The organism is Thioalkalivibrio sp. ALE31 (assembly GCF_000377405.1).
GTDB lineage: Bacteria > Pseudomonadota > Gammaproteobacteria > Ectothiorhodospirales > Ectothiorhodospiraceae > Thioalkalivibrio.
On sequence record NZ_KB905020.1, the window covers coordinates 99,912 to 115,800 of the forward strand.

Annotated in this window: 14 protein-coding genes and 3 pseudogenes; 11 read left to right on the forward strand and 6 right to left on the reverse strand. The window is 64.6% G+C overall.

Annotated features, from left to right (window positions below):
* Positions 1-143: 143 nt before the first annotated feature.
* Positions 144-794, reverse strand: coding sequence for a transcriptional repressor LexA (gene lexA / locus D103_RS0100495; protein WP_018875405.1), 651 nt, complete (start codon positions 792-794; stop codon positions 144-146).
* Positions 795-899: 105 nt separating this feature from the next.
* On the opposite strand from lexA, the gene D103_RS0100500 reads away from it, so the two are divergent.
* From D103_RS0100500 to D103_RS14340, 7 genes and pseudogenes are all read left to right on the forward strand, one after another.
* Complete coding sequence (locus tag D103_RS0100500; protein WP_018875406.1) at positions 900-3,335, forward strand: DEAD/DEAH box helicase; 2,436 nt, start codon at positions 900-902, stop codon at positions 3,333-3,335.
* Entirely contained in the window at positions 3,322-4,572 is a 1,251-nt protein-coding gene (locus tag D103_RS0100505) for a ribonuclease H-like domain-containing protein (RefSeq protein ID WP_018875407.1), read from the forward strand. The genes D103_RS0100500 and D103_RS0100505 overlap by 14 nt, the downstream gene beginning before the upstream one ends.
* Positions 4,573-4,583: 11 nt before the next feature.
* Positions 4,584-5,250: pseudogene (locus tag D103_RS13585) on the forward strand (SOS response-associated peptidase).
* Positions 5,251-5,378: 128 nt separating this feature from the next.
* Positions 5,379-5,723, forward strand: a complete 345-nt coding sequence (locus D103_RS13315) for a PilZ domain-containing protein (RefSeq protein ID WP_038028152.1) — start codon at positions 5,379-5,381, stop codon at positions 5,721-5,723.
* A gap of 481 nt (positions 5,724-6,204) precedes the next feature.
* A complete protein-coding gene (locus D103_RS0100525) occupies positions 6,205-7,335 on the forward strand; it encodes a DUF5610 domain-containing protein (protein ID WP_018875410.1) in 1,131 nt (376 codons plus the stop codon).
* Positions 7,336-7,722: 387 nt separating this feature from the next.
* Positions 7,723-8,862, forward strand: coding sequence for a DNA polymerase IV (gene dinB / locus D103_RS0100530; RefSeq protein WP_231366571.1), 1,140 nt, complete (start codon positions 7,723-7,725; stop codon positions 8,860-8,862).
* Between the two features lie 52 nt (positions 8,863-8,914).
* Positions 8,915-9,115, forward strand: a pseudogene (locus tag D103_RS14340) (transposase); the annotation flags it as partial.
* 133 nt (positions 9,116-9,248) lie between these two features.
* Here the strand turns inward: D103_RS14340 and D103_RS0100540 are convergent.
* On the reverse strand, positions 9,249-10,058 hold the full coding sequence (locus tag D103_RS0100540) for a Mut7-C RNAse domain-containing protein (RefSeq protein ID WP_018875413.1): 810 nt from the start codon (positions 10,056-10,058) through the stop codon (positions 9,249-9,251).
* A 143-nt stretch (positions 10,059-10,201) separates the two neighbouring features.
* Here D103_RS0100540 and D103_RS0100545 point away from each other — a divergent pair, with 143 nt between their 5' ends.
* Both D103_RS0100545 and D103_RS13320 read left to right on the forward strand, forming a co-directional pair.
* Positions 10,202-10,564: a DUF1622 domain-containing protein gene (locus D103_RS0100545; RefSeq protein ID WP_017942547.1), complete on the forward strand. Its 363-nt coding sequence runs from the start codon at positions 10,202-10,204 to the stop codon at positions 10,562-10,564.
* A gap of 133 nt (positions 10,565-10,697) precedes the next feature.
* Positions 10,698-11,346: pseudogene (locus tag D103_RS13320) on the forward strand (SOS response-associated peptidase).
* 459 nt (positions 11,347-11,805) lie between these two features.
* Here the strand turns inward: D103_RS13320 and D103_RS0100555 are convergent.
* Entirely contained in the window at positions 11,806-12,069 is a 264-nt protein-coding gene (locus tag D103_RS0100555; protein WP_018875414.1) for a Txe/YoeB family addiction module toxin, read from the reverse strand.
* Positions 12,066-12,308: a type II toxin-antitoxin system Phd/YefM family antitoxin gene (locus D103_RS0100560; RefSeq protein WP_018139194.1), complete on the reverse strand. Its 243-nt coding sequence runs from the start codon at positions 12,306-12,308 to the stop codon at positions 12,066-12,068. The genes D103_RS0100555 and D103_RS0100560 overlap by 4 nt, the downstream gene beginning before the upstream one ends.
* 352 nt (positions 12,309-12,660) lie before the next feature.
* Here D103_RS0100560 and D103_RS0100565 point away from each other — a divergent pair, with 352 nt between their 5' ends.
* Both D103_RS0100565 and D103_RS0100570 read left to right on the forward strand, forming a co-directional pair.
* Positions 12,661-12,945, forward strand: a complete 285-nt coding sequence (locus tag D103_RS0100565) for a type II toxin-antitoxin system Phd/YefM family antitoxin (RefSeq protein ID WP_018875416.1) — start codon at positions 12,661-12,663, stop codon at positions 12,943-12,945.
* A 4-nt stretch (positions 12,946-12,949) separates the two neighbouring features.
* Entirely contained in the window at positions 12,950-13,267 is a 318-nt protein-coding gene (locus tag D103_RS0100570) for a type II toxin-antitoxin system RelE/ParE family toxin (RefSeq protein ID WP_018875417.1), read from the forward strand.
* Between the two features lie 288 nt (positions 13,268-13,555).
* On the opposite strand, the gene D103_RS0100575 is transcribed toward D103_RS0100570, so the two are convergent.
* The gene (locus D103_RS0100575; RefSeq protein WP_018867972.1) at positions 13,556-14,215 is read right to left on the reverse strand and encodes a carbonic anhydrase; all 660 of its coding nucleotides are present in this window, start codon (positions 14,213-14,215) and stop codon (positions 13,556-13,558) included.
* 1,119 nt (positions 14,216-15,334) lie between these two features.
* Positions 15,335-15,853, reverse strand: a complete 519-nt coding sequence (locus D103_RS14145; RefSeq protein WP_155984729.1) for a hypothetical protein — start codon at positions 15,851-15,853, stop codon at positions 15,335-15,337.
* Positions 15,854-15,889: the final 36 nt, after the last annotated feature.

The following is a 15,889-nucleotide window of genomic DNA, read 5'->3' on the forward strand; positions in this document are numbered from 1 at the left end:
CGAAGGAACCGGCGGTCCTCGGTCTTCGTTGGCGCGAACGTAAAGTGTCGTCGTCCAGCGGGTAGTGGTTCTACCCGCAAGCGGCGCAACGCAGGATTGGGGAATCTGGGGTGCCACCCCTACAACCTATCGATAGATCCCACCTAGACCGGGCGGTAACGGCGCATCTGGCCGACGAGCACCCCCTGGATGCGCAGCTGGTCCGGGGTGACGAAAAGGGGTGTGTAGGCCGGGTTCTCCGCATGCAGCAGGACGCCACCCGGCTTCTGTTCGATCCGCTTCAGCGTGGCGACTCCGTTATCGATCAGGGCGACCACGATCTCGCCGTTGCGGGCTTCGCTGCGCGACTCGATGACCACCCAGTCTCCGTCCAGGATGCCGACATCCTGCATCGAGTCGCCCTTCACCTTGAGCACGTAGCACTCGCCGCGCCCGCGCAGGTGGGCGGGTACCTCCACGGGCTCGGGATGCGCCAGGGCATCGATGGGCTGGCCCGCCGCGATCCGGCCCAGCAGGGGCAGGGTGTGCGGGGTCCACGTGTCCCCATCCGTTGCGGGGTATTGGGTATCCGTGAGCGCCGGCAGTTCATTGGCCAGCCGGATGCCGCGATGACGGCCCCGGGCAGGCTGGACGTAGCCCGCGGCTTCCAGCGCCCGGATGTGCTTGTGCAGCGAGCCGCGCGAGCGCAACCCCAGCGCCTGTGCCAGCTCTTCCAGGCTCGGGGCGTGCCCCTCCGCCGCGAAGCGCTGCAGGGCCTCGAGCACGCTACGCTGGTGCGGGGTCAGTGCCTCCATGGCATCCGCTCTCCTGGTGTTGGATCGTGCTGGACCGGGAACATTGTTCTCCGTTTGTTCTCCGGGCTATGATCGCCACTGTACGGCTCCCGCGAGAAGATTGCCATGACCGAACCGGCGCGCGTCCTCCCCGAAGATTCTGTCCCCGAGCTGAGCGCCGAACCCCAGGGTGGCGAGGCGGGTGCACGACGCCTGGTCGAGCGCATCAAGGAGCGCTACGCCAAGCGCATTACCGGTGAACTGGTCCTGCCGGCGCGGCCCGCGCAGTATGCGGATCTCCCAGTGGATCTGGACCCGGCCATTGCCGGCGCCCTCCGGTCCCGGGGCGTGGAGCAGCTTTACAGCCACCAGCGTGAGGCCTGGGATCAGATCCGCGCCGGCCGCCACACCGTGGTGGTCACGCCGACCGCCTCGGGCAAGACGCTTTGCTACAACCTGCCGGTCCTGCAGGCAGCCCGCGAGAACAAGGCCAAGGCGTTGTACCTGTTCCCGACCAAGGCGCTATCGCAGGACCAGGTCGCGGAGCTCATGGAGCTCAATGAGGCCGGGGACCTCGGCGTGCGCGCCTATACCTTCGACGGCGATACCCCGGGGGATGCCCGCAAGGCGGTGCGCACCCGGGGCGACATCGTCGTGACCAACCCGGACATGCTTCACCAGGGCGTCCTGCCGCACCACACCAAGTGGGCCCAGTTCTTCGAGAGCCTGCAGTACGTGGTGATCGACGAGACGCACACCTATCGCGGCGTGTTCGGTTCCCACGTGGCGAACGTGATGCGGCGGCTACGCCGTATCTGCCGGTTCTATGGGGCGGACCCGGTTTTCATCATGAGCTCGGCGACCATCGCCAACCCGGAAGAACTGGCCTCGGGTCTGGTCGGCGAGCCGGTGACGGCGATCACCGAGAGCGGGGCACCGGCCGGGGAACGCCATCTGCTGCTGTGGAACCCGCCGGTGGTCAACGCGGATCTCGGCATCCGCGCCTCGGCCCGTTCCCAGGTCACGCGAATCGCACGCATGGCCCTGCGCGGCAAGCTCACCACCATCATCTTTGCGCGCACCCGACTGATGGTCGAAGTGATCACCCGCTACATGAAAGACGTGTTCGACAACGACCCGCGCAAGGCCTCGCGCGTCGCGGCGTACCGGGGTGGTTACCTCCCGAACGAGCGCCGCCAGACCGAGAAGGCGCTGCGCAGCGGCAACGTCGATTGCGTCATCGCCACCTCCGCGCTGGAGCTGGGGGTGGATATCGGCAGCCTCGATGTCTGCCTGCTGACCGGGTACCCCGGGACCATTGCCAGCACTTGGCAGCGTCTGGGCCGGGCCGGCCGGCGTAACCGCCCGTCGCTGGGCGTGCTGGTCGCCAGTTCCGATCCGCTGGACCAGTACATCATCCGGAACCCGGAGTTCTTCCTCGGTCAGTCCCCGGAACAGGCGCGCATCGCGCCGGATCAGCTTCTGATCCTGCTGGATCACGTGCGCTGCGCGGCCTTCGAGCTGCCCTTCCGCAAGGGCGAGACCTTTGGTGGCGAGGATCTGGAGTCTCTGCTGGCCTACCTGGAGGAGCAGGGCGTCCTGCACCGCGAGTCGGATACCTGGCACTGGACCGAGGACAGCTACCCCGCCCAGAGCGTCAGCCTGCGCTCCGTCGCCGAGGGCAACTTCGTGGTCGTGGACACGACCGACGGCCAGCAACAGATCATCGCCGAGGTGGATTTCTCCAGCGCGGCCGAGACGCTGTACGAAGGGGCGATCTATCTGGTCCAGGCCGTGCCCTACCAAGTTGAGCGGCTGGACTGGACCGGGCGCAAGGCCTTCGTCACGCGCACCCGCGCGGACTACTACACCGACGCCATCGACTACACCCGCCTGAAGATCCTCGACGGCTTCGAACGCAGCCCGGCGGGGCAGGGCGAGGCCGCACGCGGCGAGGTCCACATCGTCCGGCGCATTCCCGGCTACAAGAAGATCCGCTACTACACCCACGAGAACATCGGCTACGGCAACATCCACCTGCCGGACCAGGAGATGCACACCACGGCCGTCTGGTGGCAGATGGCACCCGAGGCGCTGGAACAGCGCTTCGCCTCTCGCCACGAGGCCCTGGATGGCTTTCTCGGTGCCGCCTACGCCATGCACCACGTGGCCGCACTGGTGGTGATGTCCGAGCCGCAGGATCTGGGCCGGGCGGTGGGCGATGGTGATGCCCGCTGGTTTGCCACCGTGGGCGCGAACGGCCGCGGCCAGTTGCGCACGCTGGATGGCGGCGAGTGCGATCCGGAACAGGAGGGCCGCTTTCGCCCGGCCGTGTTTCTGTACGACCACTATCCGGGCGGCGTCGGCCTGTCCGCGCCCCTGTTCGATGCGCGCCAACGGGTCATCGGCGACGCATTGACCCTCATCCGGCAGTGCGACTGTGCCCACGGCTGTCCGGGCTGCATCGGACCCATCCTGGCCAGTGACGAGGTGCGCGGGTTCTCGCCGAAACAGGCTGCGATCACGGTCCTGGAGGGCCTGGAATCCCATGGGTCTGCATGACCGCCTGAACACCCTGCGCCGCCAGTCCGGTAGCGAACCGCCGGCCCCTGGCCGGACCTCGGCGGATCCTCACAGTGCCGGGGCCGCATCGGGCAAGGGCAACGTGCTGGACGAGATCCGGGCCCGGCTCGACCGTATGGGTGGGGCGGGCACCGGTCGAACACGGCCGAACCGTACAGCCGCCGAATCCGCCACCCCGCCCGAAGAGCTGGCCAGGCGCTTGGATGGCGAACTCCTGACGCCACAGGTGATCCAGCTCGACCGCGCGATGCCAGATTGCCACGCCCATGGCCGACATACCCTGGCACGGGCGCGCGAACCGGCAATGCCGTTTTGGAACACCGATCAGCGCCTGGGTTTTATCGATACCGAGACCACGGGCCTCGCCGGGGGTGCCGGGACGGTCGCGTTTCTGGTCGGGCTGGCGACCCTTCGGGATGGCCGGGTCCGCCTGCGTCAGTGGTTGACGACGGCGTTCGCGGGCGAGGGGGCCCTGCTGGAAGCGGTCGACGCCGCGCTGAGCGAGTGCGACCACCTCGTCAGCTACAACGGCAAGACCTTCGATCTGCCGCTGCTCCGAGATCGTCGTCGTATGCAGCGACGCCCGGATGCGCAGGAGGCCGCGCACACCGATTTCCTGCACCCGGTGCGCAGCCTGTTTAGCCACGCCTGGCCGGACTGTCGCCTGCGAACGGTCGAGGAGCGCCTGCTGGGACTCGATCGTCAGGACGATCTGCCCGGGGCCGAGGCCCCGTGGGCCTGGAAGGACTATCTTGCCTCCGGGCGCAGCGAGGAACTGGAACGCGTCGTCCGGCACAACACCGACGACATCCTGTCCCTGACCCTGCTGGGTCCGGTGCTGGCGTCCGTGCTGTTACAGCCCGCGGCCCATGGGGCATCGGTGGAGGGCGCCGCGCGCCTACAGGAACGCCTGCAGGGCGCGGACACTGCCCGGCGGCTGCTCGAATCCCACCAGCACCAGCTGTCGCCAGCCGGCCGGTTGTGGCTTGCGCGCGAATGGCGTCGCGAGGGGCGATATGACCAGGCCGTGCCCGTCTGGGAGGCGCTGGCGGAGCAGGGCGTCCAGGAGGCACTGGAGGCGCTGGCCAAATACCACGAGCACCAGCGCCGGGACTGGAAACGCGCGCTGCAGTATGCCGGGCAACTGGCATCCGGGCCCCGGGCCAAAGCACGGATCGCAAGACTGCAGGGGCGGATCGAGGCAACGGCCCGGTAAGGCGAGGCGACATGTGTGGACGATTTGCGCGCTACTCGGCCACCAGCGAACTGGCCTGGCGCTATTTCGAGACACCGATTGACCAGGACCTTGATGCCCCGCGGTACAACGTGGCACCAGGCACGGACATCGAGGCGTTCCGGGCGGACGAGCAAGCCAGGGCCACGTTTCACACCATGCACTGAGGCTTGCCCGGCCGAAAGGCGTCACCGAAGGGCCGCAGCCAGTCCATGCGCGTGCCGAAAAGATGGCCAGCAGCCCGTACTTTCGGAGCGCCTTCGCGCATCGGCGCTGCATCATCCCGGCGGACGGCTGGTTCGAATGGCAACTGACCGGACGGGGCAGGCAGCCGCATTCCATCACCCTGACCGACCACGCGCTGCAGGACGTGCTGTTCCTCGCCGGCATCTGGGGGGGCCGACCGCGGAGGGTGGGGCCTGCTGCGCGATCATTACCGAGCCCTCGTTCGAGCAGCTGGCGTTCATTCACGCCCGACAGCCCCTCGCGCTGGACGCCACATGCCGCTGGGATTGGCTGGACCCCGCCATCACGGGCCGCGAGCAGGTTCGTCACATGACCCGGCGCCTGCCGCCCAGCGCCTTGCAGGCATACCCCGTTTCGACCCGAGTGAACCGGCCGCAAAACGACGCCCCGTCCGTCCTGGGCCATACCAGCTAGCTGTCCCGAGACGCAACGATCGGGACCCGGCCCGTCTGACCGCGGGTGCGCATTTCGGTACCCTGACAGTTAGGGACGAGGCACATGGAAATGTCGGAGATTGCGGCTTCGCGGCAGGGGGGTGGTCGATGGAACTTCGGGAAGGGCGACGCAGGGGCGTTCGCATGACCGCGGAAGTACAGCCGTTGCAGGGTGCCCCCGCATTCCGGGCAAATGGGTGGGTCCGCGATGTCAGCCTTAGCGGCCTTTACGTAGAGATGCCCGTTTCAGGTATCTCCGAGCATTCAAGACTGAAAGTGACGGTGAGCCCGGAAGAGGGCGCCGACGGCCGGACCTATGTTTGGCAGTGCATCGTGATGCGGGTGGATGAGCATGGCGCGGGCGTCATGTTCGATACCGAGGATCCGTCGAGTGTCGAGGGCCTGCTCGATCTGATGCGCGAGTCCATCGGACTCCCACCCGATTCGCGATAATCCGAACCCCAAGAGCGAATCCTGCTGCTTGGCCCAGCGATTGGCCAAGAGAAAAAGGCCAGGCCTGGCCCTTTGACCCGCGCACAATACTGATTTCGCTCGCACCCGCGCCCCCTGACCAACCCCGATGGCCCTGAGAGACCCGGGGCCCCGTAGGAGCCTGCTTGCAGGCGAAGCCCCTGCCAAAGCCAGACGCGGGCAGGGGCTTCGCCTGCAAGCAGCCTCCTACAGGCCGTTCTGTTTCCGACTAGGCGGTCATTCCAGTAACGCCCAGTGGTTATCCGGGATCTGGTGCACCGGGGCAGGGGCCAACTGCAGAGCTCCCGGCTCCTCGATTCGCCCAGCCGGGATACCGCAGTGGCGCCCGGAGCAGAGGGGGCACCGTCTTACGCTGGGTGCTCCCTTGCCCCGAAGGTAGGCTAAAGAATCTCCACCGGCGGCCGTTAACGCCGTACCCGTCCCCGTGTGTGAGTGCGCCGCCATGCCTGTCGATACCAGTTTCCACCCAATCTCCCTAAAGGGCCCCGCAGGGCGGTCTGGCTTTGCGCGCCAGGGCCTTGCGCAGGCCGACGGCGGCTCCGGCCGCAGCCTGAACGCCCTGCAGAATCAGATCCTGCAGAACCTGGCGCGGGCCATCCCCGGCGAAAGCCTTGGCAGCCTCAAGCGTCTGGATGCCAGCGACTTCACCCCGGAAAAGGTGGCCGACCGGATCGCGACCTTCGTGGAGATGGGTCTGGCGAATGCCCGGGCCCGCGGCGCGTCGGGCGCCGAGCTGGAGGCGCTGAGGGAGCAGGCGACTCAGGGCGTGGAACAGGGCTTTCGGGAGGCGCGGGAGATCCTGTCGGGTCTCAACCTGTTGGAAGGCCGCATCGCCGATGACGTGGACGAGACCGAACGCCTGACCTTCGCGGCCCTGGAAGACTTTCGGCTGCCTCCCTCCGAGCGCACCCTGGCTGGCACCACGCGCCTGTCCATGAGCGAGCGCTTCTCGCGCGCCGAGAGCCTGGAACTGAACATCACCACCCAGTCGGGTGCGGAGGTTCAGATCCGGTTTCAGAGCGTCCAGGACGCGCGGCTGCAGACCCAGGTCCAGGTGCAGGACGGGGCAGCCGATGGCTGGCTGGATGTCAGCCGGTACGCGGCGAGCGGCTACCAGTTCTCCGTGCAGGGTGACCTGGACCCGGACGAACTGCGTGCCGTCGAGGAGCTGGTGCGCGATATCGGCTCGCTCGCGGACGAATTCTTCCATGGCGATGTTCAGCGGGCGTTCGAGATGCTGCCGGACCTGCGTTTCGATACCGACCGGCTCCAGTCGATGGAGCTGAACATGACGCGCACCGAGACCTACCGAATGACCCAGGGCTACGAACAGACGCAGCAACTGGACGCGCCGGAACACTCCCGCGCGGCCCAGCGCCTCGAGCAACTGGTGGAGGCCCTCCAGGAACGCTTCAGCCAGCCAGCGCTCCAGTTCCTGGACAATCCCGTCGACACGGGCGGGCAGATCCTGAACACCCTGGTCGAGCAGGATGCGCGGTTCCGCGAGGCCGAGGCCGAGCGCCAGCAGCAGTTCCGGGACAACCTGACACGGCTGCTCGACGCGCTGGGTTAGTCGTCCGGCCCGCGCGAGCGTGGCGAGCCGCGCAACCGCCCCTGCGTCGCTGGAATGCGATCCCGAGCGGTTGCCGAAGGGCTCGTCTAGGCTGGGACCCGTGCGCGTCCCCGCGCGCTGAGCCAGAGCGCGTCATCGCCCCATTTCGGGTGCGAAATGCCTCGTCCAGGAAGAAGATGGGTGTCCTCTTTCTCTGTTGTGGGAGGCCAGCCCTCTGGTCGATCCAGCGCCAGCCATGCCCCTCGGCCAGAGGCTGGCCTCCCACAGTAGGGTGGGATGGGGCGGTAATTCATCGGTGTGGTCGGGATGCTGGCTGTTAGACTGCCCCTTCAGGGCGCGCAGCGTGCTGCGTGCCTTAAAGCCGAGTCCGGGTCTGATTGGCATTCCGTGAGAACCATCGCTCATCTCGATATGGATGCGTTTTATGCATCCGTGGATCTGCTGCGCTATCCGGAGCTACGGGGGCGGCCCGCGGTGATCGGCGGGCGACGTCTCTCCGTGCCGGAGCGAGGGGCAGATGGGCGGTATCGGTTCGAACGGCTCGGCGATTATCGAGGGCGCGGCGTGGTGACGACGGCGACCTACGAGGCGCGGGCGTTCGGGGTGCATTCCGGGATGGGGCTGATGAAGGCGGGGCAGCTGGCGCCGGATGCGGTTTTGTTGCCGGCGGATTTCGATGCCTATCGGGCCTATTCGCACCAGTTCAAGCAGGCGGTCCGGGCGCGGGCCGATAAGGTCGAGGATCGCGGCATCGACGAGCTGTTCATCGATCTGACCGACGTGAAGGGCGATCCGGTGGTGACGGCGCGAGGGATTCGCGATGCGGTGCAGGCCGAGACGGGGCTGTCTTGTTCCATCGGCCTGGCCGCGAACAAGCTGCTGGCCAAGATCGCCTCGGATCTGGAGAAGCCGGCGGGGATGACGGTGCTGGGCGAAGGCGACCTCGAGGCGCGCATCTGGGCGCTGGGGGTGGGGAAGGTGAACGGTATAGGGCCAAAGGCGACCGAGCGCCTTAAAGCGCTGGGGATCGTTTCGATTGGCGATTTGGCGAAGGCCGATCTGTATCGGTTGCGCCAGCATTTTGGCGAGACCTATGCCTGGTGGCTGCACGAGGCGGCCCATGGCCGGGACGACAGCCCCGTAGTCACCGAGCGGGAGCCTAAATCCATCAGCCGAGAGTCCACCTTCGAGCGGGACCTGCATCCACGGGCGGATCGGGACGAGCTGACTCGCATCCTGGTGGCCCTATGCGAACGGGTTGCCGGGGATCTCCGTAGCAAGGGCTACTTGGGCCGGACGATCGGGATCAAGTTGCGCTATAGCGATTTCCGCACGGTTACTCGCGACCTTACGCTGGACACGTGGACGGACGACCCTCAGGCGATTCTGGCCGCGTCCCGTGGCTGCTTGCGCCGGATCGACCTGGGTCAACCGCTGCGACTGCTGGGCGTGCGCGTCACCAAGCTGGCCTCGGCGTCACGGAACACCCAGCTGGAAGCCAGCCGACAAACGACGCTGCCCCTGTAGATGCTCGCGGAGCGCATTGCTGCTGCCACGCGGCGCGCGAGCACGTTGAGGGGATGATGACGATGAACGACGTGTCCGGTATGCGCGGTTCGTGGAGCAGGGCGTCCCGGAACAGAAGCTGTCGCTGATGCGCGAGGCGCTGCAGCGCGGCCAACTCACCGTCAACCGGCGTTTTGTGGATGGGGTGGAGCAGGTCATGGGCTGTCGCATTGAGTGGCGGCGTCCAGGCCGTCCGCCGTCACGTCAGGCATGAGAGAATCAATCTGTCCCCGTTTCCCGGGTGTAACGCGCCCCATCCGGGGCCTGCGCATTGGCTTCTGAACATCCTGCAGATCACCGTTTTCAGGGGCTTGGTGACCTCGGAGATCATGCCAGGCCGCACAGGGTCAGATGTCGATGCCGACCGACCGAAAGCGCTGACGCAGTCGATCGTAGTGGCTGCCGCGCCAGTAGACCCGGCCGCAGCCGCTGCAGCGCACGAATGCGCCGAAGCGCTCGAGCACCCCGGGCGGCACCTCGCTCGGCTCGACCGAGTCGGCGAGTGCAGCGCCATCAATCGACCGGAGCTCGCCGTTACACCGCATGCAACGCGAGAACGGCTCGAACAGCCCGGCGAGCTGAAAGCGGTCGACCACCTCGCGAAGCTGTTGCAATGGGTCCGTAGCGTGCACGTACCGCCCGTGAGTCACCCGGCCGTCCTTCAGCAGGCCAGTGTCACGCGTGAGGATAATGCGGTGCTCGTCCTGCGCGGTGCGGATGATGTACTCATCGGAGAAATCGTTGGCATACAGGCAGTCGAAGCCCAGTGCACGCAGGTAACCGACCAGCCGGCCCAGATGCACATCGAGGATGAAGCGTGGTTCGCGCAGCGGCTGGGGTCGCAGGCGGGAGACGTCGCCTACATCGAAGGCCTCGAACACCGGGTAGACCGCCACCCGCTCACCGCCGCGCAGCCGGTGGCCGAAATCCACTGCCCGCCCGTCGACCAGTACCAGGTCAACCTCCGTGTGCGGCACGCCCAGCGACTCGATGCGGTCCTTGACCGAAGGGGTTCCGTCGAACGCGTGTTCAAAGCTCTGGTATCGCCGTTCGGGCGCGAGGAAGTCGTTCAGCTCGGCATACAACCGGAAGGTCGCGGTCGCGCGGCCGAGGGGTGCGGATTCGCGGTCCTTGAGCGGGCACATGCCTTCGAGCATACCGAAACCACCCCACGGAAGAGGCGCGCTTCAGCCCCGTTCTTCCCCCGGGCCCGACAGACTCCTGGCGGTTCAACATTGGGCGGCGACCAACCGCCGGCAGTAGACTTGCCGCAAGTCGCTGACCCGAAAAGGATGCAGACATGAACGATGTCTTTCTTCAGATCGCCAACGCACTGGTACTAGGGCTCGAAGCAGTCGGCATCGCCGTGATCATCGGTGGATTCGTGCTGGCAACAGTGGTTTGGCTGGTGAACATGCGCCGCATGAGCACACACGAGGCCTACGTCGATTATCGCCGTCGCAGCGTGCGCGGGCTGATTCTCGGACTGGAGTTCCTGGTCGCGGCCGACATCATCATGACCGTAGCGATCGAGTACTCCATGGAAAACGTACTCATGCTGGCCCTGATTATTCTCATACGCACACTGCTGGTCTTTGCCCTGCACCTGGAGATCGAGGGCCGTCTCCCGTGGAACCAGTCGGAGGACGATAGCAAGACCTGACCCACTCGCAGCGGTGGGCCATTTTCCGGTGTGATGATGCTGGAGCCGCACTGGGAGGCGATCGCGAGGTCGGCCACACGAGAATGCTGCTACCCCCACGACCCCAGGAGGGAGAGAAGCCATGTGCGGACGGATGACGCGCTATAGCGCGACCAGCGAACTCGCCATGCGGTACTTCCAGGTCCCCGTCGACGAGGGGTTCGACGTACCCAGGTACAACGTTGCCCCCGGCACCCATCTGGAAGCGTTCCGGGCCGGCGAGGATGCGCCAGCGGCCTTCCAGCCGATGTTCTGGGGCTTTCGGCCGATGCGCGTCGAGGACGGGCCCCGACCGATCAACGCTCGGGCCGAGACGGTCGCCACCAGTCGGTATTTTCGATCAGCGTTTGCGCACCGGCGCTGCATCGTGCTGGCCGATGGTTGGTACGAATGGCGCAAGACCGAACAGGGCAAGCAGCCGCACTACATCACCCTGACCGAGGGCGCACCGCAGGACATCCTGATGATGGCGGGCATCTGGGAGAACAAGCGACGGCGGCGCCTGCTGCGCGATCATCACTGAACCCGCCAACGATCAACTCGCACATATCCATGACCGCCAACCGCTGATACTTGACGCACAGTGTCGGTGGGACTGGCTCGATCCAGGACTGTCCGAGCGTGACGACATCCGGGCAAAGACTCGCCGCATTCAGCCGGAGATGTTGCGCTATTACGCCGTCTCGAGCCGAGTGAACCGACCGGTCGAGGACGACCCGGGCCTGGTCGAGCCGAAGCGCTGATCGGAAGGTGGTAGAGAGGTGGTAGAGGGTCAGACCTTGCTTCTTGCCTCCTTAGCTGACCAAGGGAAAAAAGCAAGGTCTGGCCCCGGAGACCACGCGGTCTGCCGCCAGGGAGAAGATGGGTGTCCTCTTTCTCGAGGCTGGGGCCCTATAACTGTAGGAGGCGAGCCCTCTCGCCGATCGGGCGTATCCAGCACCTCGTCGCCCGAAGGCCTGGGCTCCTGCGGGAGGAGGGGCTGCTGCGGCATGTAAACAAGATGGATGTCCTCTTCCGGTAACGATTGTCGCTGATGCGCGAGGCGCAGCAGCGCGGCCAACTCACCGGCAACCAGCGTTTTGTGGATGAGGTGGAGTGGGTCATCGGCTGTCGCATTGAGGGGCGGCGTCCAGGCCGTCCGCCGTCACGTCTCGCATGAGAACATCAATCTGTCCCAGTTTCCGGGGAATCGTGTAGCCGGGTTACTCGTAGTGGCTCCATAAACGAATCACTTTGACCACTCTTTCGTCTTCAAGCACCTGGTACACAAGCCGGTGCTGAATATTGATGCGCCGCGAGTACGCGCCGGAGAGATCACCCACCAACTTCTCGCAAGGTGGGGGCGTTCGATACGGATCTTCCGCGATCAGCGACAGCAGTTCCTGTGCCTTTGGCTTAAGGCCGCTGGCAGCCAGCTTCTTCGCATCCTTTTGAGCCTGTCGGGTGTAGACCAACTTCCATGTCACCAATCCAGCTCCTCGTGGCATTCATCCGCCGGAGTATCCATGCCCTCGCGGATCGACTCGCGCATACCCGGCACCGATAGCAGGTACAGGGTCTCCTGAATGGCCGACCAGTCCGACTCGGATAGCAGGACTGCGTTGTTCCGCTTGCCGGTGATCACAATCGGCTCATGGGATTCCGCCGTTTCGTCGATCAGCCGGTAGAGGTTGCTGCGCGCCTCTGTAGCCGTAATTCCCGTCATGGCGCACCTCGCAAGTGTGTGGGCTTCGACCAAGAGTACGCCTTCGCGTACGTCCCGTAAACCGTACGGGTATTCCGCCACTGCCAGACACCGCACAAACTGCGGCAACCGGCCGGATCGTTCCAGGAATTGTCCTTTCGTCCAGCCTGCAACGTCATCCCGAAAACCGCAAAGCGGTTATCCAGGATCTCGGGCGCCAAGGCAGGAGCGGACGTCAGAGATCCCGGCTCTGCGCTTCGCTCCGGCCGGGATGACAGTGTGGTATTTCGAAGAAGGTGGGTGTTCTCTTGCTCCGCAGGGTGCTCTCCATAGCCCTTTTAACAGGTGCTATAGTCCGCCCTAACGGCGGCTTATGATGGAGCGGATTGCGATGATCAAATTTTCCGAAGACCTGGTCCCCCTGACCGACCTGAAGACGAATCCAGGACGGGTTATGAAACACGTGGCCGAGGTTCACCGGCCCGTGCTGCTGACGAGTCGGGGCAGGGGTGTTGCCGTGGTTCAGTCGGTGGCGGATTACGAAAAGGCCGAGGAAGAGCGGGAGTTCATGCGGGCCGTCGTCGCGGGTCTGGCGGACCTGGAGGCCGGTCGGGAAGTCTCGATGGACGAGGCCAGGGCGCAGCTCGGTCTCAACTAGCAATATGCCCGACATTACGATCACGTTTGCCGAATCCGCCCTGCGCGATCTCAAGCAGATGCAGGAGTGGTACTCGGAGCAAGGTGTGCCGGAGGTCGGACAGAGACTGTTACAAGAGATTTTCCAACGAGTTCAGGCCCTGAACGACCACCCCGACATCGGCAGGGTAGTGCCTGAATTTGACCAGCCGTTTCTGCGAGAGCTCGTCCATCCACCGTTCCGCATCGTGTACCGGCGTGATCCCGACCGGGTAAGGGTTGTCCGGGTCTGGCGAAGCGAACGCCTGCTGCACCTCCCTGGTGGAGCGTCGAAGAAGAACTAGGCCGCCACCAGACCTCCGCTCACGGTTTGTGGCGTTTGAACGCCATCCCGGAAACCGCAAACCGGTTATCCGCAATCTCGGCCGGCGGTGCAGGCGTTAGCGTCAGCGATCTCGATTCTCCGCCTCGCTCCGGCCGGGATGACGTTTTGGCCGCGGAAAAATAAATCTGTCCCTGTTTTTCTCGGTCGGCGCGGGGTTGGATTTTGTGGTTTCACCTGTCCGGTCGGCTTCGGGCAAGAGGCAAGATCTGGCCCCGTAGGTCCGAACGCCTATGCCCAAACGCGCTGGTCAGCCGATCGATCCCATCGGCCCGGGGTAGCTGACCTCCTCGAGCTTGCCGGTGTCGACGTCGTAGATGAAACCGCGCACCGTTACCGCGTCGGGCCCACTGCTGGGCAGCCAGGGATGATTCTTGATCACCGACATACCCCGCCGGACGTCCCACGCCAGGCGCTCCATGTTGTTGTCGTCGCGCGGCGAATCCAGTGGTTCGAGCGGACCGCGAAAAGCGTGGAAAGCGGCCGGACTACTTGAGGCCTGCCCAGTACTGACGAAGGTGCGACCGGTCGCCTGACCGAGCAGCTGCTCCGCTGCCGCATCACCCTCGAGACCGGCTTTGAGAAGGTCGTCGGTAAAGGCGAGCATTCCGCAACGCGTGTGGTGGATGAGGATGATCTCATTGGTATTCAGCAAGTGATGCGAAATGATCAGGCAGCGGATCGCATCCTCGGTCACGACGCCGCCTGCGTTGCGGATGATGTGTGCCTCGCCGGTCTGCAAACCCAGCAGGTCCTCTACATCCAGGCGCGCGTCCATACAGGCCACGACCGCCACGCGCCGCGACGGCTGGATGGGCTGCTCGCCGGGGTGGCTGGGTTCGTGGACCGGCTGGCCACTGGCGTATTGCTCATTATTGCGAAGCAGTTCATCGGTGCTCGAAGTGGCCATGGCGACGCCTCCAATCCTGTCTGACGCATGCCCATGCGTCGTTCCGCGTTGGCGGGTTTCTGTGCGTTCGGATAACTCTTCTTATAGCCACTCGTCCCGGACAATGAAAGGCGCATACAAGGCGTTTCGGTAACGCAGTCAACGGGGCAGGGCAGCACGCGGCACGGCCTCAGATCGTGCCTTTTGCCCCTGCGAGGCTGGAAGCCAATCCGCAAGATCGGAACATCCCTCGCGGATCTTCCTGGCTCATCGCGGAGAGTCCTCCAACAAGATCTGGGTACGTACGGGGGTGTCGAAGCATGGGCAAAAGGCAAGGTCGGGCCCCGGGCCCTCACGGTCCCCCGGTAGGAGCTTGCTCGCAAGCGAAGCCCCCGCCAAAGCCGGGCCCGGGCAGGAGCCTTCGCCTGCAAGCAGCCACCTACCGGGGGTGTCCTGGGCTGTGGGAGGCCAGCCCTCTGGCCGATGGTGTCGGGTCGAGCGCCGGATCGCTCAGGGGGCTGAGCTCCCACGGGTCCGGGAGTATATTCTCCTGCGGCGAGCTCTACCCCGTCACGCGCCCCCTTGCACCACATAGGGCAAGACGGTATCCACCGGGGCTCGTTCGTATCCCGCGCCGGTCGTCATCCCCGAACCCGCGTAGCGCTTATCCGGGATCTCCGGCGCCGGGGTAGAACCTCGTTATTGCGATCCCGGCTCTTCGCTACGCTCGGCTGGGATGACTGCGAGAGAACCGGAAGAAGGTGGGTGTCCTCTTTCTTTCAGTCCCTGGCCTGGAAAATCATGTTCTTGCATGGGGTCAGACCTTGCCTTTTGGACCTTGCCTTTTGCCTCTCCCTTGATGGGGGGTCAAAAGGCAAGGTCTGACCCCCGAGTTCCCTAGTCGAGATAAGTGAAGGGCTTGGGGCGAGCGGGAATCCTTGGTGCGAGGGGCTGTTTTTAGGTGACTTGCCAATCCTTTCCTCTTTGCTTCGCCTGGCCGAGGATTTGGAGGGCGGCGAGCTGGAATCATGGGGTCACACCTTGCCTTCTGCCTCTCCCTTGATGCGGGGGGCAAAAAGGCAAGGCTTAATATCCCTCTCGGATTTTCAAGGGTTCTGAGGCTTGGTCCGTTCGTGACGTTCATAAAGGCGTTGGGGGCGGCGGATCGTTTCTCCGCATGCCGAAAAACCGAAATCCTGCAAGGAATAGTCGTTTTTGGCCCAGATTGATCGTGGATTCCAGAAGAGCCTTTGACTGTTTTGCAATGTCTGAAAAATGTTCAGTGATGTAGTCTTCCTCGGTCCTGTTGTACAAGTCAACCATTGCGCTATTTAGATCTTGGTAGGCCTGAACAACTCGTTGTGCATCGTGGGCTGGAAATAGTAGTTGCAGGCGTGCGATGGAGTCGCGGAGCTCTGGGGCGGTCTTGGTTACGGCACCTCGGAGTTGTTGCATCTCGGTTGCTGTTGCCACAGTAACGCCCATGGTCTCCGTCTGATTGGCCTCATGAAAGTGGACGAGCGTGTTGGCGGACAGGGTAATCGAGCTCAGCGTCTCATAGCGTTCAAGCCAAAGCCTCTCTGCCCTAGATTTCAATACAGCAAAATATGCGCCGAATGCTGCGCCCAAAAATGCGATGATGAGTGGAAGAAGGTTCATTTATTCTCCATTTGACTCAGCCGACGCCGCAGTGAC